The organism is Phragmitibacter flavus (assembly GCF_005780165.1).
In the GTDB taxonomy this organism is placed as follows: Bacteria; Verrucomicrobiota; Verrucomicrobiia; order Verrucomicrobiales; family Verrucomicrobiaceae; genus Phragmitibacter; species Phragmitibacter flavus.
In genome coordinates this window covers 293545-319090 of the sequence record NZ_VAUV01000001.1, presented here as the reverse complement: position 1 = coordinate 319090, position 25546 = coordinate 293545, and the positions used below count along the sequence as shown (strand labels likewise).

Annotated in this window: 18 protein-coding genes; 11 read left to right on the top strand and 7 right to left on the bottom strand. The window is 55.4% G+C overall.

Annotated features, from left to right (window positions below):
* The first annotated feature begins 45 nt into the window (after positions 1–45).
* From FEM03_RS01365 to FEM03_RS01345, 5 genes are all read left to right on the top strand, one after another.
* Positions 46–7047, top strand: a complete 7002-nt coding sequence (locus tag FEM03_RS01365; RefSeq protein ID WP_166442534.1) for an autotransporter-associated beta strand repeat-containing protein — start codon at positions 46–48, stop codon at positions 7045–7047.
* Positions 7048–7084: 37 nt separating this feature from the next.
* Positions 7085–7354 carry a hypothetical protein gene (locus FEM03_RS01360; RefSeq protein ID WP_138084374.1) on the top strand — a complete coding sequence of 90 codons (270 nt, stop codon included), beginning with the start codon at positions 7085–7087 and terminating at the stop codon, positions 7352–7354.
* A gap of 148 nt (positions 7355–7502) precedes the next feature.
* Entirely contained in the window at positions 7503–8366 is an 864-nt protein-coding gene (locus FEM03_RS01355; RefSeq protein WP_138084373.1) for a hypothetical protein, read from the top strand.
* Positions 8367–8770: 404 nt separating this feature from the next.
* On the top strand, positions 8771–9136 hold the full coding sequence (locus FEM03_RS01350) for a DUF5329 family protein (RefSeq protein ID WP_138084372.1): 366 nt from the start codon (positions 8771–8773) through the stop codon (positions 9134–9136).
* Between the two features lie 21 nt (positions 9137–9157).
* On the top strand, positions 9158–9622 hold the full coding sequence (locus FEM03_RS01345; RefSeq protein ID WP_138084371.1) for a NanQ anomerase/TabA/YiaL family protein: 465 nt from the start codon (positions 9158–9160) through the stop codon (positions 9620–9622).
* A 17-nt stretch (positions 9623–9639) separates the two neighbouring features.
* Here the strand turns inward: FEM03_RS01345 and FEM03_RS01340 are convergent, their stop codons facing one another.
* The 4 genes from FEM03_RS01340 to FEM03_RS01325 all read right to left on the bottom strand — a co-directional run bounded on the left by FEM03_RS01340 (position 9640) and on the right by FEM03_RS01325 (position 15765).
* Complete coding sequence (locus FEM03_RS01340; protein WP_138084370.1) at positions 9640–10377, bottom strand: PEP-CTERM sorting domain-containing protein; 738 nt, start codon at positions 10375–10377, stop codon at positions 9640–9642.
* 160 nt (positions 10378–10537) lie between these two features.
* Positions 10538–11953 (bottom strand): adenosylhomocysteinase, encoded by a 1416-nt coding sequence (gene ahcY / locus FEM03_RS01335; protein WP_138084369.1) that lies wholly within the window; start codon positions 11951–11953, stop codon positions 10538–10540.
* Between the two features lie 46 nt (positions 11954–11999).
* Positions 12000–13217 carry a methionine adenosyltransferase gene (metK, locus tag FEM03_RS01330; RefSeq protein WP_138084368.1) on the bottom strand — a complete coding sequence of 406 codons (1218 nt, stop codon included), beginning with the start codon at positions 13215–13217 and terminating at the stop codon, positions 12000–12002.
* Between the two features lie 364 nt (positions 13218–13581).
* Positions 13582–15765, bottom strand: coding sequence for an FAD-dependent oxidoreductase (locus tag FEM03_RS01325; protein WP_240772633.1), 2184 nt, complete (start codon positions 15763–15765; stop codon positions 13582–13584).
* A gap of 125 nt (positions 15766–15890) precedes the next feature.
* Between FEM03_RS01325 and FEM03_RS01320 the strand changes: the two genes are divergently transcribed.
* From FEM03_RS01320 to FEM03_RS01310, 3 genes are all read left to right on the top strand, one after another.
* Complete coding sequence (locus FEM03_RS01320) at positions 15891–16292, top strand: VOC family protein (protein ID WP_166442533.1); 402 nt, start codon at positions 15891–15893, stop codon at positions 16290–16292.
* Positions 16293–16381: 89 nt separating this feature from the next.
* On the top strand, positions 16382–16912 hold the full coding sequence (locus tag FEM03_RS01315; RefSeq protein WP_166442532.1) for a L,D-transpeptidase: 531 nt from the start codon (positions 16382–16384) through the stop codon (positions 16910–16912).
* 102 nt (positions 16913–17014) lie between these two features.
* Positions 17015–17194: a hypothetical protein gene (locus tag FEM03_RS01310; RefSeq protein WP_138084364.1), complete on the top strand. Its 180-nt coding sequence runs from the start codon at positions 17015–17017 to the stop codon at positions 17192–17194.
* Between the two features lie 223 nt (positions 17195–17417).
* Here FEM03_RS01310 and tig read toward each other — a convergent pair whose 3' ends face one another.
* Positions 17418–18758, bottom strand: a complete 1341-nt coding sequence (gene tig, locus FEM03_RS01305; protein WP_138084363.1) for a trigger factor — start codon at positions 18756–18758, stop codon at positions 17418–17420.
* A gap of 368 nt (positions 18759–19126) precedes the next feature.
* Here tig and FEM03_RS01300 point away from each other — a divergent pair, with 368 nt between their 5' ends.
* From FEM03_RS01300 to FEM03_RS01290, 3 genes are read left to right on the top strand one after another with little or no spacing between them, the layout of a single operon-like run.
* Positions 19127–19735: a sigma-70 family RNA polymerase sigma factor gene (locus tag FEM03_RS01300; RefSeq protein WP_138084362.1), complete on the top strand. Its 609-nt coding sequence runs from the start codon at positions 19127–19129 to the stop codon at positions 19733–19735.
* Positions 19722–20357, top strand: a complete 636-nt coding sequence (locus FEM03_RS01295; RefSeq protein WP_138084361.1) for an anti-sigma factor family protein — start codon at positions 19722–19724, stop codon at positions 20355–20357. The genes FEM03_RS01300 and FEM03_RS01295 overlap by 14 nt, the downstream gene beginning before the upstream one ends.
* Before the next feature lie 40 nt (positions 20358–20397).
* Positions 20398–21000, top strand: a complete 603-nt coding sequence (locus FEM03_RS01290) for a hypothetical protein (RefSeq protein WP_138084360.1) — start codon at positions 20398–20400, stop codon at positions 20998–21000.
* A gap of 99 nt (positions 21001–21099) precedes the next feature.
* Here the strand turns inward: FEM03_RS01290 and FEM03_RS01285 are convergent, their stop codons facing one another.
* Both FEM03_RS01285 and FEM03_RS01280 read right to left on the bottom strand, forming a co-directional pair.
* Positions 21100–22341, bottom strand: a complete 1242-nt coding sequence (locus FEM03_RS01285) for a hypothetical protein (protein WP_343162099.1) — start codon at positions 22339–22341, stop codon at positions 21100–21102.
* Between the two features lie 112 nt (positions 22342–22453).
* Entirely contained in the window at positions 22454–25507 is a 3054-nt protein-coding gene (locus tag FEM03_RS01280; protein WP_138084359.1) for a tetratricopeptide repeat protein, read from the bottom strand.
* Between the last annotated feature and the right edge of the window lie 39 nt (positions 25508–25546).

Genomic DNA, 25546 nt, shown 5'->3' with positions numbered 1-25546 from the left:
GCAGCCTCCATGCCTGTATTACCCAATCTCCATTTTTCTTCTCCAATGAAAACACCCGATCGTTCCCTTCCCTGGCGCAAACTCAGCCTGGTGGCTGGGATTTCAATGTCTGCCGTGCTGGCCATCAACCCTGCGGTAGCGCAATCCACTTGGGTTGATTCCTCTGGCGACCACCTTTGGAGCAATTTTCTCAACTGGAGCACCGATGAGAGTCCAGCGGGAACAGCGGTGACCTTTGATGCGACAGGCCTGGCCCCGAGTGGGACCGTTACCTCCATTGTGGATCAAAATTTCTCGGTGACGAATCTGACCTTTAATTACAACAGCCCAACCAACTGGCACACGCTGCAGATCGATCCATCGACCACTTTAACGACGACCGGCGCAATGGTGATGACCACAGCAAGTGCCGGGGTGGCGAGGCTGGCGATTACGGGAGACGGATCTTGGGTGGTGGATTCAGGTGTCGCGACAAAGAACAATTTCACCCTCACCAACGCGGGAGGCTCAAACGCGACGGCTTCCATTCTGGACATGTCGGGACTGGCCAACTTTACGGCCAATGTGGTCAATTTTAACGTCGGGACGGGCAGCGGCGCGCCAGTTTATCACCTCAACCTGGCAAAAACGACCAACATCACCGCGACCAACATGCGTTTTGGTGGATCGACCGGCACAGGCACGTTGACGGGAAGTCAGGTGAACTTTGGACAGACCACGAATCTGAATGCCACCCATATCATGTTGGGCACAGGGAGGACATCCATCAATGCGGCTTTTCAGAGCGGATTGACCGGCACACCGACGGTGACCATTCGCGGACTGGCGGGTGGAGTGACGCGCGCCAATCTGGTGTTGGGCGCGAACACCCCCACCTCTCAATATGCAGCGGTTCAGGATGGTTCATCCTCGCCTCACGGAGTGGTGGATTTCTCTGCTGGCAGTGTTGATTTCCTGCTGCAGGATTTTGTCCTGGGGTTGTCTGGCATTTCTGATCCAAACAACGGCATCGGCTACGGCAAGGGCACATTTACTTTTGATCAGGGGACAATCGACGCGGTGAACGTGGTGTTGGGCCGGGTATTAAACATCGACACAAGCCCTCTCAACAGTCCTGGCGGTCAGGCCAATGCATTGCACGCCCAGTTCAACATGAACGGCGGGACCTTGCTTGCCAACAACATCTCATTGGCTCAAAACGAGGATCAGGCAGTCGGGGTGAATGCCAACAGCAAGGCAGAATTTAACATGACGGCAGGAACGGCGACCGTGGCTGGCGATATCGTGATGGGCTCCCATTCCGCCATCAATCCGAGCGCAGGTTTTTCCGATGCCAAAATGACCGTGACCGGAGGCGTGATGACGGTGGGCGGCAACATCACCGAAGGGGTCGGCGGCAACAACCTGAGCAGCTTGACTCTCGGTGGGACAGCGACCCTCGACATGACAGGCGGCTACATCAATGTTGACACGTTCAACGCGAACAGCGGCACTCTGAAGAATGTGGCGGAAATTTACGATGGAGAGATGGTGGTTGCCAATTTAACCAAAGGCGGGACAGGCACGCTGATCCTTGAGGGCAACAACACTTACAGCGGCAATACCGTCGTTCAGAATGGCATTTTGCAGGTGGGTAGGGCTGGGGAGGTTGGCAATTTGGGAAGTGGCGATGTGCAGTTGCAGCTCGCGACCAGTCGCCTGGTTTTTGAACAAGACGGGGCTTCCATCGTGACCCAAAACATCAGCGGACTCGGGGGCATTACCCAATCTGGTGGAGGTCGGACGATCCTGAATGGCAACAACACTTATACGGGGAGCACAATCGTCAGCAGCGGGATTTTGGCGGTTGAGGATGCGGCGGCCTTGGGCGGCACGAGTGGGGTTGAAGTCGAGTCCGGCGCCTCGTTTCGTTATCTCGGCAGCGGTGCGTTGGGGTTGACGCAGGGCATCACGCTGGCAGATGGCAGTGCCGTGGGGATGACGCTTGATGGTCATGTTTCCACCTCGGCAGCCGTGGCGGCGAGCGGTAACATTCAACTGCAACTGCAACAACTGGCCGGGCAGACGTTTGCCGGCGGCACGAAAACGCTGCTGGCAGCAGGTAGTGGGCTCAATTCGGCCACCAATTACGAATTGCTATTGTTCAACGTCACCAATTACTCTGTCGATGATTTCAACAGAACGGATACGGCGGTGACGGTGACGATTACTGAAGAGGCAACGGCGCCCTTGATGGTCTGGCAGGGAGAAAAAGTGGATGGTTACGAGCAGGTATGGGCGGTTTCAGATGGAGAAACCAGCAACTGGGGAATTTATCTTGGGGAAGACACGGAGCCAGGTTCGACACCACTGGTTCCTGGGATGGATTCCGATGTGTTGGTGACACGCTTTTTTACCGATGAGCTAGGGAATCTAGAAATGAGCCTTGGGGCCGACATGGCAATGAACAGTGTCTGGTTCAGGGGCAATGAGATCAATGATGGATTGCCGCCAGCCGAGATCAGTCTGGTGGACAAGAATTTTAGTCTCACCCTGGGCAAATCCACTTATCAGGATGATATCGAAGCATTTAACTACAGTCTGCAAGCCAACAGCACTGGCAAGGTTTTGCTGGACATCAACCAGGTAATATTTTCCGATCCCGACTCGGTGATCCTGACGACAGAAACGACGGATCACCTGGAGATCCGCGCGGTGGTGGATGGCAATGGGTTTACGAAAATTGGCACCGGGTTGCTGACCTTGTCGGGGACTCTTGCCAACACTTATTCTGGACCGGTGAATGTGAATGAAGGCGTTCTGGCGTTGGGCAAGACAGATGGTCAGAATGCGATCACCGGAGATCTCAACATCAATGCGGGAGGGGATGTGAACAATCCAACGCAAGTTCGATTGCTGGCCAATGAACAGATTGCCGACACGGCGGACGTGTTTGTCGAGTCGGGCGCATTGCTGGTGCTCAATGGTTTCAATGAGTCGATTGATGAATTGAGCGGCACGGGAAGGGTGAGGAATGGGGTGACGGGAACGGCGACTTTGACGGTGGGTGCGGGAAATGGCAGCAGTGCTTTTGATGGCATCATTGAGAATGGGGGGGCATCGCCCATTCTGCTGGCGCTGACGAAGGCGGGAACGGGAACCTTTACCCTGAACAGTGTGAACACCTATGGTGGATTAACCACCGTTCTCGACGGCACCTTGAGATATGGGGTCAACAATGCCATCGCTGGTGGCGGGGTGACGGTGGACGGCGGCATTTTCGATTTGAATGGATTTAGGGACACGGTTGGGACCACGACGTTGGACAACGGTGGCCAGATCATCGGGGATGGATCGGTGATGATCAGCGGGTCGACCAGACAGTTTAGGGACGGGTCGGTCAGTGTGTCCCTCGCCGGCAATGGTGGGATCAGCAAGACCACGGATGGCACGGTGGTCCTCTCTGGCGACAACCGCTTCAGGGGCGGTGTTTCGCACAGTGGCGGCATCCTTAGACTGGAAAGCGACACGGCTTTGGGAACGTTGACCGGCACCACTACGATCAACGGAGGCTCCAATGCGGGCCGTGTGGAGCTGACTGGGGGAATTACCATCAGTGAGCGATTGCTCATCGGTGCGAGGCAGGGAACCGGCTCAGTCGATGCCGCTGCCTTGAGCAATTTGAGCGGCAACAACACCTGGGCGGGCAACATCGAGTTCACCACCGGGGGTTCCAGCTACAACTTTGAGTCGCAGGCCGGGTTGTTCAACATCACCGGCAATCTGACCGGACGCTCCGAGACGACCAATGGACGTCAGTTGCAGTTCTTCGGTGCGGGTGATGGGATTGTCAGCGGAGTGATTGCCAATGGTCCGGGAACGAATGCTACGTATGCGTTCCGCAAAAAGGGAACCGGCACATGGACTTTGGCGGCTGCCAATACTTTTACGGGGCTCACCCAGGTGCAGGAAGGCACGTTGAGACTGACCAATGGGCTGGCGTTGCAGAACTCCAGTGCCGTGGACGTCAGCACCGGTGCAAATTTCATTTATCAGAGCGGAATGGATCAGGATCTAACCGTTGCTTCGCTGTCCTTGGCGGGAAATCATCGTCTCGGAGTGGAGATGGGCAATGCGATTGCTTCGACGGGCGTCGCTTCCACCATTGTCGGAGGCAACATTGTTCTGGATGTGTATGGCGTGTCCGGCATGTCCTACACCACGGGCACGGAATATAACGTGATCACTGGTGGCGCTGGCAGCAGCCTTGATAATGCCAATTATTCTTTGGGGAATTTCTATAACTTTACCAACTTCACCCTCAACAGTGCCGTGGGCAAAGAGGCTGGCAGGGTGTTTTTGACGGTGACCGAAGCGGCGGTGATCCCCGATGATTTTTACTGGAAGGGCGGATTCACGGGCGCGCCGAATGAGTGGGCGGTAAGCAACGGCATGACAGTGGGTGGAATGAGTAACTGGACCACCGATGAGCAAGGACTGGTCAACACGGCCCTGGTGCCTGGAGCGGATGCCAACGTCATTTTCTCGGCATCCAATTCCGACTTTGAGGATGCCCCCATGGTTCTTGGTGCCAGCATGAACATTGGAACGCTGACTTTCCGCACGCCAAACACGGTCAATGTCGAGGACTACGTAAACACGCTTACTTTGAACGGCAGCAGTGCCATCACGGTGCAGACGGGTTCGGGATTGGTCTCACTGAACACCAACTTGATTTTTGCCAATGCGGCGGGGGTGATCAACGTGGCGGCGGGCGAAGAGCTGGGCATAGGTGCCGTAGGTGGAAGCAACGGATTTACCAAGACTGGAGATGGCACGTTGCGTTTCCTTCAAGGTGGTTCCTCAAGCCATACCGGTTTGGTGAAACTGGAGGCGGGCACCTCGTTGTTCAATCGTGGTTATGGTGCCAACTCGGTGAGTGGCGATCTAGAAATTGGCACGGCGGGCGGTTCGGCTGCGACGGCAAGGCTGATTGATGGTGAGCAGATTGCCGACACGTCGGATGTATTGATCAACAGCGGGGGTGTTCTCGATTTGAACGGTCAGTTGGAAACCATCGCCGGACTGACCGGATCTGGTGTGGTGACCAGCAGCGGAACCGGGGACGCGGAGCTGACCGTGGGTGCAGGCAATGCGACGGCAGTCTTTAATGGAACGATTACTGAAGGCGTTGGCGGTTTGTTTTCGTTGATCAAGGTCGGCAGCGGCACGCAAACATTCAACCAGGCGTTGAGCTATTCGGGCACCACCGAGGTGATCGGCGGAGAGCTTCGACTGGCAAGTGGGGGAAGCATCGGGGTGGCGAGCAGCACCGCTGGTAATTTGAGAGTGGGGGTAGTCAGTGGCAGCACACCGGCTGCTCCGGCGAAGCTGGTCGTAGACGCCGGTGCTGAACTACGTGTGGGCAATGGGGCGGAAAGTCTGTTTGAAGTGGGTCGTGGTGGACTGAATGTGGAACTTGCTGGCACGGGCGGCGTGGGCGAGGTCGACTTGTCGGCCAGCTCGAATTTCACCGCGAATGTCGGTCGCTTCTTGATTGGTGTGGAAAACGACGGTGAGGCAGCGGGTCCCAGCACGGGTGTCGTCAGGCTGGCGCAAAACAACAACATCACGGCGGCCACCGAAGTGATCGTCGGCGACTCCATGAATTCAGGAAACGGAGGCACCTCCTCCCTGGCTTTCGGCTCTGGCATCAACAACGTGACGACTCCGCTGTTGGTGATTGGTGGGCGCAAACTCAGTGCGAACGCCACCATTGAGGCGGGAGGCACCTTGATTCTTGAAAGCGGTGCCACGAACCCGACGGGGTTCACCGATCTGCGGGTGGGCTACAACAACTCCGGCACGGCATCGAACCCGACGGCCATCATGGACATGCGGGGAGGGACTTTGGTCGCGGAGCTGGAAGAGCTTTCCGTGGGATACAAGATCAACGGTGGAACAGGCAGCGCCAATGGCTCGCTCTATTTGGGAACGAGTGCGGGAAATAATGTGTCCGCCATTACGGTGACGATTGGCCGTCTGGACGGAGCGGCGACCACCGACACCAAAGGTTTGATGAGTATGGAGGGCGGCAATGTTAGCGTTGCCGGCAATGTTCTTCTAGGGCAACTCGGTGGAGCTTCAGGCACCGTCGAGGGAAGGCTGGAAATCGCCGGCGGGACATTTACTGTGGCGGGTGCTGGTGATATCACCACCACCAACAACGAGCGATCCACTTCTATTGTTGAGGTCGACGGTGGCACACTCAATATGGGATTGGGCAACATCAATGTGGATCAGTTGATTGCCAGATCCGGAGCGTTGGCGAACGTTGGAGGTATTTACAATGGTTCGGGAGTGTCCGTCGCAAACCAGATGACGCTGACCAAAACCAGCGCAGGCATCCTCAGGTTGGAGGGAAGCAATTCTTACAGCGGTGCCACCCAGGTCAACGAAGGAACTTTGCTGGTCATCGGCAACAACAGCCTTGGTGGAAATTTTCGGGTGGAATCTGGCGCGGTATTGGGTGGAAGCGGAACGATCTCTCCTTTGGCAGGCAACTCGGTCGTCATCGCCACAGGGGGTGCTTTGTCGATTGGAGACAATGCTCTGGAAGCCGCGCATCTTGACATCAACACTTCAGGTGCCGGGGCGCTGGTTTTTGAAAACAACAGCTTCCTGATGTTCGACCTGTTCGGTCCGGGAGGACAGGGCGACATCATTGAAGACAGTTATTCGGACCAGCTGGATATTACCGGCACGCTGACGGTTGGAGAGATGGTGCAACTTTCTGTTTCGTCCAGTGACATCGGTGGCTGGGAGATTGGGGATACCTGGCAGTTGATCAACTGGGAAAACCTCGGGCAGGCTGACGGACGTGGAAATGACTTTTTGTTTATCGACGGTGCGAATGTGGCGAGCGAGGGCCTCTCATGGGACCTGTCCGATTTGTATGTCGGCGGAACCATTACTCTTGCCGTCATTCCCGAACCAACCCGCGCCATCCTGTGGCTGTTTGGCACCGTTGCGATGCTGATGCGCCGCCGGCGAAGGATTGAGTGCTAATCATCCTTGGCGATGGCAAGTTATATCTTGGAAAGAAATGAATGGAATCGAATTCGACATCGAAGCCATTGTAACAACCAGCTGTGGGGTTGAGGAGGCAGACGAACGTTATTATATTCTTGCAGAGCAGCAGTCTCAATGGAGATTGTCGGCCTACGGGAATATTCAACCAGACGGAAAATACCTCCACGATGGCAACGGTCAGAACCAAGGGGCTTATGCAGGTGCTGCGTTTGTTTCGAGGAGACAAATCAATGGAAAATTGAGACCCCTCGCTGACATTGATGAGGACCCCCTTGATTGTTAAAGAATATCCCCATTTGAGTAGTGGCACAGCGCCGCACGAAGATTGGGGGGCTCCATAAAACGACACCACCTCAAGGGGAGGAAAACAAAACATGCACACACATTTAATCGGATCTCTTAGCTTTTTATCCAGCATAATGCCGTTGCACATGCTGATCGCTGACGAAAAGCCCCTCCTAAACGCAACCTTGGCATACTGTGAAATCACCAGAGCTGAGCCGTTTGATAAAAACAAATATCCAAATATCACTCGGGGAAGTGGAGCTGATATGATTCAGAATCCAATGGCCACGATAACAGACATGTTTTATTCGAAGCCTGATATTAATTTCAAGAACCGGGAATTTTCTCTAGTGCCACATGGCATGGAGCCACGAGCCGATGTCGCAAATATCACGACGCTGGGATTCGAAGATAGATTCTATCAAAAAGATCTAGCACAAGTAGGAAAAAAACTGATCTGCTTTGTCGTAACTGCTAAAGAATTTGGGCCGGAACCCCCATCAAAAGAGCATCCCATTTACGACCAATATCCCATTGAAAAATTCACCCTTTGTCCCAAAGCTTCCATTTTCCATGTCCTATTCAAGCCGGTGATTTTCGAGAATGATGTTCACCCTGGACTCTATAATTTACATCTTGACTGGGCGGAATCCCTGCGACGCTATGATCAAACTCCGGAGGATCTACGGCTCAAAATGCTGGAGAACTACGTGCGTAGCAATAACCCAATTCTGGGAATCCATGCCGTTCACCTGATGGCTAGGTTCTTTCCCGCAGAAGCAGCGAAGCACTTTAAAGACTGGTTGCTGGCACCTGCAATGTTGCCAGAAGTTAGGCTCGCGCTGAATCAGGAGTTGTGCCTCAAACATGGGAAGGGCTGGCTGGAAAGTCAACAGCACCAACAACTCGTCGCCCTACTGGAACGCGACAGGCCGGTCACTGTCGAGGGAACTGATCTCGTTCGTTTTTTACAGCGAGCCACGGGATACTGGATTTTAGATGAAAAATGAATGTTCGTCTGGAGTCGGTCCTGAATGGCGCTAAGCTAAGCGGCTTTTCGATACTCGTCGCGGTATAGGATTTCTATAAGTTGGGATCTAGGGAGTGGTCTTGGCTCGCGACGTGAGTTTCGGAATCCTCAAAAATCGCTCAGTTTTCAAGAGATTTTTGGGGAAACACAACTTAACCACAGAGCTCCGCAGGGATGGCGGCGCAGCACTTTGTATTGGGGTGCTGGACATGGATGATTGGGATGAGCTTCGGGCCCATGATTCAAATCGTCCGTGGCGTAACGTCTGCGTTGACGAGAAGAGCGAACCCATTCATTGCCCCATTAAAAAAGTTGGCGCAAAAGGGATCCCCTTGTATCAAGCGATACGAATTTAGCTTTGATTCATTCTTTCCCTCATTCCTCATGAAATCTTCCTTGTTGATCGCCCTGTTGTTGCCATTGTTTGTTTTGAGTGGAGTGCTGCTCGCAGCCGAGACCCCCGATCAGACCCGCGCCATTGATGCCCTGATCACGCATGTGGAAAAGCTGGATGAGGCGACTTTCATCCGAAATGGCAGGGAATACACTGCCAAGAACGCTGCCAAGTTTTTGCGGGCCAAACGCAAATCGAAATCGGATGAGATCAGCACCGCCACCGATTTCATTGAAAAAGCGGCCAGCTATTCCGGCACCACGGGCAAACCGTATGTGATCCGTTTTAAGGATGGCAAAGAAATGCCGCATGGGGAATATTTGAAAACGGTGCTCAAGCAGGTATCGCCATCCTAACCACAAGCAAAAGAACGAGGAATGATTTTTGATACGATTGATCAGGCGGGCAGATATGCCCCTTTGCATGCCGGGTTGGCAAAGGCCTTCGAGTTTCTGCAATCGCTTTATCAAGGACCTCTTCCTGCTCCGGGTCGTTATGAAATCGATGGCGACCGAGTGTTTGCAGGGGTTGATAGCTATACCACCAAACCGCTAGAAGACGCCCTTTTCGAAGCGCATCGCAAGTATGCCGATGTGCAGTTTTTGTTGAGTGGCCGGGAGAGGATTCTGTGGGCACCCCTTTCGATGATGGAAGTCATTGTCCGGGAGTTTGATACCGTAAAAGACGTCGCCAAATGGCAGCCGCCGGGTGAATTTGCCGAACTCCCCATGGAGCCGGGTCGATTTGCCGTGCTTTTCCCCGAGGATGCCCATGCGCCCGGCGTGGTTTGGGGAGAGACGTGCGAGGTTTTGAAAGTGGTCGTGAAGGTCGCGTTGGATTGAAGTTACACGGATACGTTTTAAGCCCGACGGCGCAACACGATGGTGCCCAAACCAATAAGCAGCAGCAGGGCGCGCTGCGGTTCGGGGCTCACCAAAATCTGCACCGAACTGAGGTAGGCATATCCACCCGTGCCAGAATTGACTTGAAGGACAATTTCGCCAGAGGCGTTGGGTTTATAATTGAGGAATTCCAGGATCGTTCCGTCGCCGGTATTGGTGCTGTCCACATTCAAGATGGTTGGCGAGGAGCTGGTGAGTCCCTGCAGCTGATAACTGCTGGTCCTGCCAGCAAAAAGACGGTAGGCAAACAGATTGAAGGAGTAGTCCAACAGGGGATCGAGACCGGTGAAGGTGAACACCATGGGACCGCTGGACCAGATGACGTCGCGTGTGGCGCTGTCGATGTTCATCAAACCCAGATTTGAAAGCGAACCAAGCGAGGCATGAAGGGTGGAGTTTTTGTTGGAGAAGTTGGGATCGCCTCCCGTAGTGGGGAAAGAATAATTCATTCCAATCCCTGCCGTCCCGCCAATGTCCTGAAGCGTGATCGACCCACTGCGTGGATTGGTGGTCGCATCCGCATTGGCCCCGGTGAGGTTGTTCCAGCGGTTGCCGTTGGCATCGACAGTGGTGGTTTGGTTGCCAACCGTTCCGAAGTCGATCAGGTAGGTGGTGGCGGCATCAGACTTCACCACGCCCAAAAGAAGCAGCTGAAACGTCAGCAGCAGGATGATGATAGAGAATCGACGGATCATGGCGGCCAGCGGACAGATTGACAGACGGCAGTTAATTATGGAAGAAGAATATCATACTGGACGCTTCGGACGATTCTTCCAGCAAGCGCAAAAAAACGGATGGCCTTTCGACCATCCGTTTTGGGAATTGATGCTACAACGAACTGAGAAGCCGTGAGGCTTAATAGCGGTAGTGCTCAGGCTTGTAAGGGCCGTCGACGGGGACGCCGATGTAGTCGGCCTGGTCTTTGCTCAACACGGTGAGTTTGACACCGATCTTCTCAAGGTGGAGACGGGCGACTTCTTCGTCGAGTTTCTTCGGAAGGACGGTGACGCCAATCGGGCGGCTGTCCTTGGTTTCCCAGAGCTCGATTTGGGCGAGGGTCTGGTTGGTGAAGCTGTTGCTCATGACGAAGCTTGGGTGGCCGGTGGCGCAACCAAGGTTTACCAAACGGCCTTCAGCCAACATATAAATGCTGTTGCCGGCAGGGAAGGTGTATTTGTCGACCTGAGGTTTGATGTTGAGCTTCTTGATGCCGTCGAGTTTCTCAAGTTTGTCGACCTGGATCTCGTTGTCGAAGTGACCAATGTTACAAACGATGGCCTGGTCTTTCATCTTCACCATGTGATCGGCGGTGATGATGTCTTTGTTGCCGGTGGTGGTGACATAGATGTCGCCGGTGCCAAGGGTGTCTTCAATCGGCATCACGCGGTAACCTTCCATGGCGGCCTGAAGAGCGCAGACAGGGTCGATTTCGGTGACGATAACTTGGGCGCCCATGCCGCGAAGAGCAGCAGCGCAGCCTTTACCGACATCGCCGTATCCGCAGACAACGCCGACTTTGCCGGCGATCATCACGTCGGTGGCACGCTTGATGCCATCGAGGAGGGATTCGCGGCAGCCATAGAGGTTGTCGAACTTGGATTTGGTGACGGAGTCATTGACGTTGATGGCGGGGAACAGGAGTTTGCCTGCATTGGCCATTTCATAGAGGCGATGCACACCGGTGGTGGTCTCTTCGGACACGCCTTTGAGTTCTTTGACGATCTCGTGGAAGATGCCGGGCTGTTCGACCTTGATCTTCTTGAGGAGGTCCTTGATGACCTTCACTTCGTGGTTGTCGGAAGGGGTGTCGATCCAGGTGTCGCCGTTTTCCATCTCATAACCTTTGTGGATGAGGAGGGTGACGTCGCCGCCGTCATCGACGATGAGCTGAGGGCCTTTGTCGCCGGGGAACACGATGGCTTTCCAGGTGCAATCCCAGTATTCTTCAAGGGTTTCACCTTTCCAGGCGAAGACAGGAACACCGGAGGCTGCGATGGCGGCGGCGGCTTGGTCCTGGGTGGAGAAGATGTTGCAGGAAGCCCAGCGCACGTCGGCGCCGAGTTCGGTGAGGGTCTCGATCAGCACGCCGGTTTGAATGGTCATGTGAAGGGAGCCGGTGATGCGCACGCCTTGGAGCGGCTTTTTCGGGCCGTATTTTTCGCGGGTGGCGATAAGGCCGGGCATTTCGTGCTCGGCGATGTCGAGTTCCTTGCGGCCGAATTCGGCGAGGGCGATATCTTTTACGTGATAGTCAATTTTGCGGTCAGACATGATGATTAGTAGGTTAGGATTCCGTTGTCGGATTTCTGAGGGTTGCTTATTTGACGGCTTTTTTGAGAGCGTCAGCTTTGCTGGTGCTTTCCCAGGTCAGGTCGGCGTCGTCTTTACCGAAGTGACCGTAGTTGGTGGATTTGCTGTAGATGGGGCGCAGCAGGTTGAGTTGTTTGACAATATCGGCGGGTTTGAAGGAGAACACTTCAAGCACGGCGGCAAGGATGGCGTCGTCGGAGACGGTGCCGGTGCCGAAGGTGTCGACGTGGACGCTGACAGGTTGTGGGTGGCCGATGGCGTAGGCGAACTGGATTTCGCACTTGGTGGCGAGGCCGGCTGCGACGATGTTTTTGGCAACCCAGCGGCCCATGTAGGCGGCGGAGCGGTCAACTTTGGAGGGGTCTTTGCCGGAGAAGGCACCGCCGCCGTGACGGCCCATGCCGCCGTAGGTGTCGACGATGATTTTGCGTCCGGTGAGGCCGCTGTCGCCTTGAGGTCCGCCGATGACGAACTTGCCAGTCGGGTTGATGAGGTATTCGGTGTCTTTGGTGAGCATGTCCTTCGGAAGGACCTTTTTGATCACCTGCTCGATGCAGAATTTTTCGATCTCTGCGTGGCTCACGTCAGCGGCGTGCTGGGTGGAGATGACGACGTTGACGATGCGGGTGGGTTTGCCGTCGACGTATTCCACGGAGACCTGGGACTTGGCGTCGGGACGCAGCCATTTGGCGAGTTTGCCGGCCTTGCGGATGCGGGTCAGTTCGCGGCCAAGACGGTGGGCGAACATGATCGGCGCAGGCATGAGCTCAGGCGTTTCATCGCAGGCGTAACCGAACATGATGCCTTGGTCGCCAGCACCTTGTTCGGCGTGTTTTTTGCCATCGGCTTCAGCGGCGTCAACGCCTTGGGCGATGTCGGGGCTCTGGATGGTGAGGTAGTTGTTGATGAAAATCTGGTCGGCGTGGAACACGTCGTCGCTGTTGGTGTAACCGATGCCGCGGACGGCTTCACGGATGACCGCGCCGACGTTGATGACGTCGTCGATGGGCTTGGTGGTGCCTTTTTTCTTGTTCTGAAGTTTGGGGATGGTGATTTCACCACCAACAACGACGACATTGCTTTTCACGAAGGTTTCGCAGGCAACGCGGCTTTTCGGATCGATGGCCAGGCAGGCATCGAGGATGGCATCGGAGATGGTATCGGCAACTTTGTCAGGGTGGCCTTCGCCGACGGATTCAGAGGAGAAGATGTAGGAACGGGACATGGATGGTTCGCAGATTTAATATAGACGAATACTGATACGTTGATATGTTTTGCACGGATTCACAAGATGGTCAATGGAGAAATGGGTGGCGGGATGGGGGTGGCGGGATGGGCGGTCGATCGTTTGTGTGAGTTTTCTGTCCCGTGGGGACGGCTCATAAAAGCCTGGCACGCAGTGCCAGGTTTTTGGCCGAGAGATGGGTGGCGTCCTGCAGGGACGCTTCATGCGAGGTGAGAAGGCGACCCCCGTTGTGCATGAGGCGTCCCAACAGGACGCTACCCCTGCGCAAGCGAACCCGGCACCTTGTGCCGGGCTCTTATGAGTCGTCCCGTTGGGACGAAGGGAGGATACGGGATCGCAAATCTCACGATGGCGGTTGCAGGCGATCAGGAACGCTGTTGTTGTCGCGATCCCATGGCAATGCATCGTTGGGATCTCCGACGTTGAAGTCCGGTGGGAAAAACTCGCCGCGTTTTTGCAGGACGCGGTGGAGATAGTCCACACATTCGGCCCGATTCAGCGGTTGGGCACCATTGTTGCGGTGAACCAGGGAGGCAAACACCGGCAGGTCCAATGCTGCCAGCCAGCGATGCAGGGTCGCCCAGGTGGTGGGTTCGTCGGGATGGAAGGTGGGCTGCTGCGGACCGAAGTTGCCCCACGAGATCATGGCTTCAATCAATGGGCGGTCCTTGTCGGTATCGGCAACATCGGTGTAGGGCGAAGTGGGTTTCAGCTCCGGCCAATCTTTGGCATCGGGCAAAGCGCGGCAAAGGCGGGCGAGCGCGGAGGCGAGTTCGCGGCGGGTGACGATTTGATGTGGCCGGAAATGGACATCCTCCGGGTCGGCGCGCCAGATTCCAGCGACGGTCAGCAGATTGGCAGCTTCAAAATGGGGTTCGTCAGGCCGGACATCCTGCCATGGCCACAGCAGAGTGCCATGACCGTCTGCTCCGCGCACCAGCCGGGTTTGAACCTCGCGAATGCGTTGGGGTGAAGCCGCGATTTCACGCGGTGAGATTCCATCACGAAGGGACAATGCGGCGACGGTTCCAACAGCGGTGCCGACATGCATCATTTGACCGTGAAGCCGCACGGCGGACTGAACCATGCTGGTGACGCCGATGTTTTTGGAACAACCGAGCAGACCATCCAACTTTACGGGCACCAGGCTCCGCAGAGGGAACATGGCGCGATCGGTGTCCGTCGACCAGTTGCGGGTGCCATAGTGTTTTGCCTGCCAGGGTTGAGTCGGATCGTTGTCCACAAAGTTCCGACGCGTGGGATGGAAATCGAGGTTGAACTGCCATCCAAAAACTCCATCGGGCACCATGGTTTTGGCCCAGCGAGGTTCTTTGGATTCGGTGCGCACGTCCTGTTCGCGCATAACGTATAACGCTTCGAGACGCAGACCTTCGCGAATGTAAGGTTTGGGGGGAAGCTGATCGCTGGTGCCGTAGTCGTCCGCGAGTTTCATGTAGCGAAAAGATTGGGGGTAGTCGCCAACGCGATCATGAACCGCCGTTTGCAGCCAATAAACAAACTCCAATGCGCGTTGTTTTGCATCGGCGAAGACGATCCGGCGTTGGGCGGGCGTCATGTCGACAATGTTCTTCTCCGAAGCACCGGTTTCGTTTTGTTCCAACGCATCCACCACCTGTTTTGGAAGCGTGCTGAGCGGATAATCATGGGCTGGCCAGTTGAGGATGACGGCTTCGGTGCCAGGTGCGAGCTCGTGATGATAACGATCGACCATGCGACGATGCGTGTAGATGCACCAACCACTGGAGTTATAAATCCCGCCGCTGCCGTCCCAATCCACCCATGGCGGTGCTTTTTTCCAATCGGCGAAAGATCGTTCATCATAACGCAGCGGTTTTGGAATGGTGCTGTCCTTGCCTGCCTCACGCAGCAGCGGACACCAGGAAATGGGATTCATTTCCTGATGACCACCGGGTTCAAGGACATCGGGAGCGCTGGGCTCGTTGAAGCGCGATTTGAGGTCGGGTCCCGCCATGTAACCCGCTCCGCTGAGTCGGATGACATCGCCCCAGTCGCTGGAATCCACGGTAAGTTTCGCGGTAATGGTGAGACTGTCATCAGAGCCTCCATCCACCCGGCGAAAATTTACACCCTGCACTGTTCCGTTCTCCACACGAACCTTCACAGGCTCCCAGCCTTTGATCACCCGGATTTGCGATGCATAAGGAGCCAACCAGTCTTCAAAAATCTGCGCGGCGGCCCGGGGTTCGATGGTGTTGCTGCCGCACCAACTGTTGCCGGGTCGGGCAAGTCCATAGGTCTTGCGGTTGTGCGCGTGGATGCGTTCGAGGATTTCGAGGAATGGTCCACTGGCCGGAAATTCGGTGCGTTTGCCTTCGACCATGGTCCATTCGTCGATCGGTCCGATGCCCTGCGTGCAGAACTGTCCGCCGAGCCAGTCGATGTCATTGACGACCACGATGTTCTTCACCCCAAGACGGGCCGCCTGCACGGCTGCAGCACATCCCGATTCATCACCTCCAACGATCAACAGGTCGGCTTCGATCATTTCTGCTGAAGCCAGGAACGGAATAAGCAGGAAAGAGAAAATCGTTGTCCTCATCGGAACATAAAGCGTGCATTCAAGGCAATCTATCGCGAAACATGTTCTCGAAGAATTCGAACGACCACTCCATGAGCAACTCCGGAAAGAACTCCAAAGTAAAGGTCATCAGCCCCATGCTGGCGGTGGCGGACATGGATGAAACGCTGGACTTTTACGCCTCGGTATTGGGCTTCACGGTTTGCATGCGATCCGCCCAATATTCCATCATCGAAAAAGATGGCGCCACCGTTCACTTCATGAAGGCGGATGACGAATCCGTGATGAAAGCCGTGCGTGGCCACACGGAGATCTACATCGAAGTCGACGACATCGGGCCTCTCTGGCAGCACGTTCAAGCTTACCGGGGCCAGTATAAGATCACCGAACTGTCAGAGCGCGACTATGGCATGACCGAGTTCCACATCAACGATCCAAATGACTGCCTGATTTTTGTCGGACAGGAGACCCGCAAGCCGCCCGGGATGGAATGACCCGATGACCTTCTTCTTTTGAACTCCGTCTGTTTTGTGGCATGATCAGCGCCATGTCGCCGCTGTTTTGTCTTGTTCGTCCTTTGCTGATGAGTTCACTCATCCTGATGCTGCTCTCAAGTTGCGCGGACACCAAACATCGGCTGGTGGTCAGCGTGGCGGAACAACGCATGGCCCTGCTTGAAGAAGGCCGGCCGATTGCCACGTTTCCGATAAGCACTTCCAAATTTGGTCTCGGAGACTATCCCGGCAGCAATTACACCCCGCTGGGACGCATGAAGATTGCCAAGAAAGTGGGCGACGGACTTCCGCTGGGCATGCGCTTGAAAGATCGCAAACCGACGGGCGAAATTGTTCCGGTCAATGCCCCCGGGCGTGATCCGATTGTCACGCGTATTCTCTGGCTGAAAGGGTTGGAGCCACAGAATGCCCGGGCCTACGACCGCTACATTTACATCCATGGAACGGCCGAAGAATCCCGGCTTGGCTCGGCAGCGAGTTATGGCTGCGTGCGCATGGGGTCACGGCAGATCGCCTGGTTGTATGATCAGGTCGGCACTGGCGCGCGGGTGGACATCCTTCCTGGTCCGCTGCCTCCGCCGCACCTGTTGCCACCTTGAATCAAAGCGAGTGAAAATGGCGACATCCTAATTTTAGGATCGGCACGTTTTAATGAGAGATGGACGGTGCATTGAAGCGCCTTCCAAATTCTTTTCTCTGCCATGAAACCCGCCACCCGTGATCTTCTCCGCCAAGGTGCCAAATTCGCTTTGAGCGCTGGTGCTTTTACTCTCCTCACCCGGCTTTCCACCCGCATCCCCGGACCGCTTGGCAAGCTCGCGCGGGGCGCTATCACCGTCGGCACGCTGGTGGTTCCGATGCTGCGCAAGCGCACGCATTGATCCTTCGCGACCGAACCCGAATTCTGAGTCCGGGGTTGGTGTCTCAGACGGCATTTGCAGTAAGAAAAGTCGGAGACGCCACGAATGGGTTTTCAACCTGATTGGTGAAAACGGTTGTCGATGTCTTGCAGGATGCCCCAGCGCGACAAAAAATGGCGGCCAGTCTAGTGGCCGCCATTTTCATTCAATTAATTTCTATCGCCTGGCGATTCACGCCTGGTGATTAATGCTTGTGCCCGCAGTCTTCTTTTTCCGGTTCAACTTCTTCGATGGCGGCTTGCTCTTTCAAGAATTGGATCGAGTTCTGGATCAACAAATCCGCACGAAGGCGTTCGATAAGCCCATTTTTGCGGGCGTCGTTGAGAAGCTTTTTCGGAGCAATGCGTTCCTGCATGGCGATCTGGGCCAATGCGCGGCGGAGTTGCTCTTCGGTGACCGAGATGTTTTCGCGTTTGGCGATCTCGCTAAGGATGAAGTCCACCTTGACGTTTTGGCGAGCCTGCTGGGTCGCTGCGCTGACGATCTGCTCCTGGGCTTCCATGATCGCCTGCTGGTCCATGCCCTGACGAAGCGCGTTGCTGGCGATTTCGTTGGTGCGGCGTTGGGCCTCGCGGTTCACGGCTTCCTGAGGAAGTTCAAACTCAAGACGTTCGGTCAAAAACTCCAAGACCTGATTGGTTTTGGCTTCTTCGCGGGAGCGCTCACGCCGTTGCGTCACGGCGGCTTTTACTTCGGTGCGCAGCCGCTCAAGGTCCCACTCCGGGTTCACCTTCTTGGCAAAATCTTCGTCCAAGGGAGGCAGTTCCTTCTCCTTCACGCCGCTGCATTTGACATTGAAAACCAGGCTCTTGCCACGGGCGGCTTCGAACGGGAAATCTTCAGGCACCTCGATGGTCACGCTGCGCTCCTCGTCCTTGCTGATGCCGACCAACGCGGCGAAAAAGCCAGGGAGGAAGCTCTCCTCTTCGGTGAGTTCCAGCCAGTTGCCGTCCATCTTCTTGAGGAATGCTGGTGCCTCAGGGAACGCGTCGGCAACCAGTTGTCCGTCGACGGTGCCTTCGGCGGTGACCACCGCGAAGTCACCGATGGCGGCTGGGCGCTCGACATCTTTAAAAGTCTGGTAACGCTCGCGAAGGTGAAGCAATTCGTGCTCCACATCGTCATCGCCGACTTCCACGCGAGGAAGTTTCACCGCGATGCCTTTGTATTCCGGCAGTTCGAATTTTGGAACCGTGCTGACTTCAAGGGAGAAGGTGAACGACTCATCCTGATGCAGCGACTGGTCTTTGACGTTCAACACGTTCAAGATATCCACATCATTGCGCTTGGCCGCTTCCTGATAGCCGAGACGGACAAGAGCCTGCTCCAACTCTTCGCGGATCTGTGGCTGATATTTCTTCGCGACCACGGCTTTCGGAGCCTTGCCTGGGCGGAAGCCTGGCAGCTTGGCGTAGCGCACGTAGTTGGTGGTGACGGAATCGCGTTCGCGTTGCACATCGCTGGAGGGAATCTCAACGTGGATGACGGCGCGGCAATTGGGCTGGGTTTCGAGCGTGATGTTCATAGAAACGGTCGGAATGGAGAAAAAACAGAATGCGAATGACAGGGGAACGGAACGGGAATCCGCCGCGCTTTCAGGCAAGGCAATAGGCGCAGGGGGTAAATACGTTAAACAGAATGCTGCCGATGGCAAATTAAGAATGTGGACCCGTGTTTCAGAATGGTTCGCATGCACGTTGTTCGAAATTACACTGTCGCTCGAATTGAGCGGTGCTCATCCAGACAGACTCGAGTCCATGCGCGGATGTCCTCCGGGCCACTTTCACCGTCACGGCAGTGAACTTCCCAACATCCACCGTCGGACTTGTTACTTTGTAAATTTCTGTTTGAATAACCATGGCCCAACCCTCGTCCTACTCTTCGCCTACCATCATGTCATCTTCTGCAAGCAGCCCACCCGATGTTGAGCTGTCGGATGCTGACCTGGTCCGGCAGGCCCAGCAGGGCAATGCGAAAGCGTTTGATCTGCTGGTCACCCGCTATCGCGGAAAGGTTTACGGTATGTGCTACCATCTCGTCCACAACGAACAAGACGCCTGGGATCTCGCCCAGAACGCCTTCATCAAGGCGTGGCGGGCGCTTGGCTCCTTCAAGGGCGACTCGGCCTTTTACACCTGGATTTACCGCATCACGCACAACGTCGCCTACGACTGGATGCGCAAACGCAAAATCCAGGGCGATGGCGAGTTCAATGACGAAATCAACGCGGCCATCGCGGTGGGGGCCGAGGCGGTGCCAAAGTCTGATCCGGCACCTGATGAAGCCATGAAAAATCAGGAGATTGGCAAACGTATCCACCAAGCCATCGCCCAACTTTCTCCCGACCACCGCACCGCCATCCTCCTCCGCGAGGTGGAAGGCAACAGCTACGAAGAAATCGCCGAAATCATGCAATCCACCGTGGGCACGGTGATGAGCCGCCTCTTTTACGCCCGAAAAAAACTCCAAGAACTGTTAAAGGACACCTATGAAAACGCCTGATGATCAATTGCTAGCCCGCTGGCTCGACGGTGAGCTCAGTGAGCAGGAAACCACCCGCTTTGAGGCCATGATGGCTGCCGACCCCGCCCTGCGCGAGGAGGCTGACACCATGCGCAAGATCAGCGCCGCCCTGCGAGATCACGTCAGCATGGAACGCGAAGTTCCGCACGCCGACTTCTTCAATACGCAAATCCAGGAACGCATCGCCGACTTGCAGCGTGCTGAAGAACGCGCTCACGTTCCGGCCGCGACCAGTGTCACTGCCGCCGGTTGGTTCAGCTGGTTGCGCTCGCCCTGGGCGCTTGCCGGACTGGCTTCCGCCATCACCATCGCCTTGTTTGTTGCGCGTCAGGACCGCCCGACCACGCAGATCCTTAGCTTCTACGCCCCCAACCCGAGCATCCAGGCCAGCGCCTATCGCAGCGATGCCGCCGATGCCACCGTGTTGATGCTGGAAGGTTTGGAAAGCATCCCTGCGGACTACGACATCGCCGGAATCAACGTCCATCACAGTGAGATGGGCGTTGACCGCACGGCCACGACGTTGTTCGACGAAAAAGGTTCGGTGCTGCTGGTCATGTCCAAAAACGGACGCGATCAACCCATCTTCGCCAGCCGTTGATGCGTGACCTGTTTGCCGATTGATCCTCCACTTCATGTTCATGCCACATCCCCAGTTATTTTTTGCGTCATTAACGATCAGTGTCCTCGTTGCTGGCGCGACCATGAGCGTCGATGTGCGCGTGAACGCACAGACGGTAGATCCACCTGCTTCCTCAGCCTCAGCCTCCACCCCCGCCCCGGCATCCAACCCGTCACCCAGTCCTGCGCCCACCCCTGGTGTGGAAGCGGCTAAAGACGGAAGCGTCTGGGGCGCATTGGTCTACGCCAGTGCCGCCAACCCGGACAAACCGGCACCAGTCGATCCCCCGGAATTTCCGGGTTTGAGCAAACGGCTGGCCAAGGCGTTTCCTTTTGAAAGGTTCGAAGTGATTGGTCAGCATACCCAGGTAGTGTTCCGCGAATACGAGTCTTGGGTGGTTCCTTCTCGTGAAGTCTTCCTGAAACTGGACTCCAAGGGAGCAACTGAAAACAATGGGTTGAATCTCCACATTCAGTTCTGGCGCGGACAGCAGGTGCTGGTCAAGACCGACACTGTCCTCCGTCCCGACAGTCCCCTCTTTATCAGCGGACCCAAATGGGGCGTCGGGCAGTTGATTTTTGTGCTCGAACTTCAGAAAGACGACGCCAAGAAGGGCAAGTAGTCGTTGAGGAGTGCGCCGATTCTCGGCGCTTTGGCTCGCCGGACGCTACAAGCAACATGGCCTCCCCAACCAAAACGGTGCCGAGCACCGCACTCCAAATCACTGTTTAGGTTTTGAAGCCACGGCAGGAAGCGCCTTCAATTCGTCCCCGCTCAAGGCTCGGTTGAACACCGCCACGCCACCGATCCAGCCAGTGAACCCAACGCTGCGCGAGCTGTGGATGACCCGTCCAATGGTGAATGGTCCGCCACTGCCATCACTGGCCGGAGTATAGAGATCGTGCGGATACCACCAAGGATTGAGCCGCAGCCCCACCAGATCGCGATCTACAAGCGTCCAGTCGCCCGCCGCTGATTTTTTCAGGGTGACCTTCACACGCGTGTAGGGATACTCACGTAGCTCCACCCGTTCAGCCTCGCTTTCCTGCAGAACTTTCACGGACACCGTTTTCTCTTCCGGCGGATTGTAGAACTGATCTTTTGGAAAGTTCGCGTCTTCTCCCGGTTGCATGCCGGGCTCGCGATTGAGATGTCCCTGCTTCCAGGCGTTGTAGGCGGAGGAGATCAGACCATCTTTCTGAGGATTGTCCAGCCAGCGATCACCCGAGCGACCATTCAGCCAACTGGTGAGCTCATCGCGTTCATAATCAAAGGTCATCGCAAAACACTGCCATGAAGCATCAAGCACCTCAGCCGGGGAGTCGGAAGGAACCGCCGGTGAAATGTCCGCCGAGTTGGACTTGTGCAAAGCATACCGATTGAGAAACGAACTCGCGCCATTCTCTGAAACATGACCACAAGCAGAACCCGCCTTGTTGAGTCCGGCAAAAAGCGCGTATTGACGCTGGCCACGCTCCACCTTTTGAATCGAAGATGTTTCGTTCTGTTTCAAATCGGTGCCTTCATGCCAGATGCCCGCAAGCGCATGATTCCCGCTTTCCCGAATCGCCCAGACCACCACGGTCACCGATTGATTGGCTCCCTTGATGTCGATGGGGGAGTCATGCAAACGTTCCCGGGGCACATAGAGAAAAGGGCGGAAAGTTGGATCGTCTTCCTTGCGAATCTGGATCGCCTCGCCAAAAGGACCGCGCCCAAGAAGAGGGAAATCCGCATAAGAAGCCTCACGCCCTTCCCCCCAGTAATCCTTGATGTAGTTCGCCGCATCAAGAGCGTAGTCGTTGGAAGCACCTGCGGGCACATGGGCGGTGAAGCGTTGTTTGCCATCCGGTTCACGTTTTACGAAGTCCCAAAACGCCACACAACCCGGCGTGTTCATCACGAAAGCGACCCGCGCAGCGTGATCACGATCTTCGGCAACCGGTGCAAACGAAACATTCATAAGTCCAAATCCAACAGTGCAGAGGAGGGCGACGGGGTTCATCATAAACAAAAACATCAAGAGTCAAATCAAGCCGGAGGCATGCTGCAACAGCAAATTCGAAGTGTTGCAATCAATTCTGACGCTGCAAACCTTCCAGCAGCGAGGCCACATAGGAAATCAACGGATGCGACGAGAACTGCTGCAACAATGCCGCCCTTGGATTTCCACGGCTCGCGTATTGCTCATCCACATCCATCCCTTGTTGCCGTTGTTGCAATGCCTCACGCGAGGCTTCGAGACGATAAACCGACTTGGTAGCGGTTGTAGGGAACTTGTCTCGCGAAGCCAGAATGGTATCCCAAAGACGCTTGAGATCCGACATTTTGGAGAGGGCGGCCGCGCCGTGCTTGCCGTAGGGATCGAGACGGAACATCGCCAGCGCCACCGTGTCACGCTCAACATCCGGCAGATGAATCTCTTCCGTCAACTCCGCCAGTTTTTTGTAGGCGTTGAAATAGTCTGGATCAAGCTCCACGGCCTTGCGATACTGATCGGCGGCTTCCTCGTGTCGACCCTGGGCCTGGCGAAGATACCCCAGTAGATAGAACACCTGGGCCTTGTCAGGTTTCTCGGCGGCCAGTTTGGTGAATACCTTGTCGGCAACGTTCTGGGCACGTTCTCCGCGGAACGCGCCTTCACAACCAAAGCAGTGGCTTTCAATGCGTCCAAAGCTGTCCGGCATCAGCTCATACGCACGACGATAATGAAGCTCCGCTTTGTCGAATTCACCCAGCTCGCTGTATCGCAAAGCGAGCCGCGACTGGATGCAATAGGCATCGGCAAAGAGGTGCAGGGCAGACTCATACATTTTTACCGCACGAGTGAGCAATCCGGCATTCCACCAGTCATCCGCATCTTCGGAAAGCCGGATCGCAGCCACCGCACCACGCATGATCCCCGCCTGCTCGGCATCGCCCTTCTTCTCGAGGATGTCACCAAGCACTGCGTAGGCACGCATGCGGTCGCCCTTGCCCTGTTCGCCATCGCTGGGATCAATAGCAATGGCCGCGCGCACCGATTTTTCTGCTTCATCAACCTGACCGGCCTCGAGCTGAAGTTTGGCTTTCCAGATTAACGGACGTTCTTGAAAGGCATCCACTTTCATGACTTCATCAAGCTGCTGCATCACGCCGTCTCCACCAATGTCGATGAGCAACTGGTAGGCATCATCATCTCCGGGTGATGTCCTAAGCATGTGGGAAACGATCTTGTTTGCTTGATCTTTTTTGCCCGCCTTCAACAACGCCTCCGCTGCCATGGCGTGGAGGGAGGTTTTACCCATCGAAGAACTGGATGTGTAAGCCAGATCCGGTGCACCCCACCAAGGGGCTTCATCAAGGAGTGTCAATACGTCCTCATGTCTGCCAGCTTGATGATAGACATACGCAAGCGCGTTCAGTGCATAGGGACCATTGCTAAGATAGGGATCGCCATGTTCCTTTTGGGACTTGATTTGTCCCGTTAAAAATTCAAGCACCAACTTTTCCGCTTCAACTCCCTTTCCATTCTCGACCATCAACTGCAGCAATAAGTTGGGAATGCTGGTCTGGCTTAGCTGAGCCGGGCTTAATTTGGCAAATACGGCCGACCCCTGATCGAATCCCTCGCTGATAAGTTCAGGCTTCTTCAGCAGCACACCGAGACGGGCAAGTTGGACGCAAAGGCGCTGATGTTTATCGATGGTCGCACGCAACGTGTTGCCGCCAGGGGCACCTCCTTCAGGCATCGGCAGACCCAGGCGCTCAAACCGCTTTTTGAGTTCCTCGCCAGTTTCGTCAGGCTTCATCAACGGATCTACCGCCACCAATGCGCGCAGGATTTTTATGCCTTCGTCCACTTCATCCGCTGAGAGCAGCGCCGCATAATAATAAGGTTGGACAGCTTCTCGCGCGGCTTCACTGAGGTCCGGCTTTGTCATCGTTGTCTTGATGAAAGCGAGAGCATCTGCCGCAGAACTTTCCTGTGCAGAAAGGTTGATGAAATCCGACCACAATGGCAGCGAAGGATCGCGTGCGAGCATGTCCTTCAAAAAGGTCAGCACCTGTTTGCCGTAACCTTTGCGTTGCAACTCCTCAAAATTTCCGCTGCTCAATGAGATGGTTCCGTCTTCTGATTTGGCCAGCAATTCCATCATGAACTTGGCGGCGTCATCGCTGCGATCTTTGATGATGAGTGCCAGCAGGTAGACGGCTTCGGCGTGGTCACGGTGCCAGTCTTTTTCAGCTTCGGGAAATTTCTTTTGGAAGGCCTCAAACAAAGCGATGTCATCTTCTCCCCGCACCAAATTCCAGATTGGCTTGGGCAGTGCCTCAATGTTGGCCAAAGCAGTTTCCGCCGCCAGCTTGATCATGTCCTTGTCATCGATCTCAAGCTCAGCTTTCGACTTGAAACTTCGCAACAGATAGGCCTGCGCCTTCTCTTTGCCCACGATTTTGAGAAGATTGGGGACATGAAGCCCGCCAAGACGATTGGTGCGACGTTCGTCATTCTTTTCAAAAGCATCCAGCGCGTCTTCAAACTGGGCGAGCTTTTCCTCGGGGGTTCCGCTATGGTCTACCAGCGCAGCCGAAACCTGCGTGATGGTGTCTTCAAGATGATCGCGGACGTATTGCTCCATCCCTGCTTTCTTTTTCACAGCGGCCAGCAATTCATCCACGGCTTTTTGGCGCGAGGCTGCCTCTCCATTCAGCACGGCGGTTAGTAAAGACAAACCGCTCGGAAGGAGACTCTTGCCATCTTTGACACGTTTGTTTACTTCCGTGGCCAGCGCCGGCCATGCACTGCTGGGTGGGAGGGATTCAATCAATCGTTGCAGGGAAAGCCGGTCCGCCCGATTGCCTTGACGATATAGTGCCTCCTGGGGAATCGCCGCATAGACATCGAATAGTGCCAACCACTTGATCGCAGCTTCCTCGGGCGCAAGTTGAGCCGCGTCCGCCTGAAACTTGTTGATCTCGGCGAGCAATGCCGCCACGGCATCCGGTTTGCCCTCTTTTGTCCCACCGGCATCCTGCTGAGATTCGAGTTGTTTTAAGAGAGCTTCTGCTCCTTGATATGACTGGGCATGCAAGGGTGCCAGCGTCAGTGCTGCTCCAACATAAATGATCCAAGGTGTTTTTTTCATGGGATAGCGTGGTGGTTGCCATCCTTTCTAGCCTTTTTC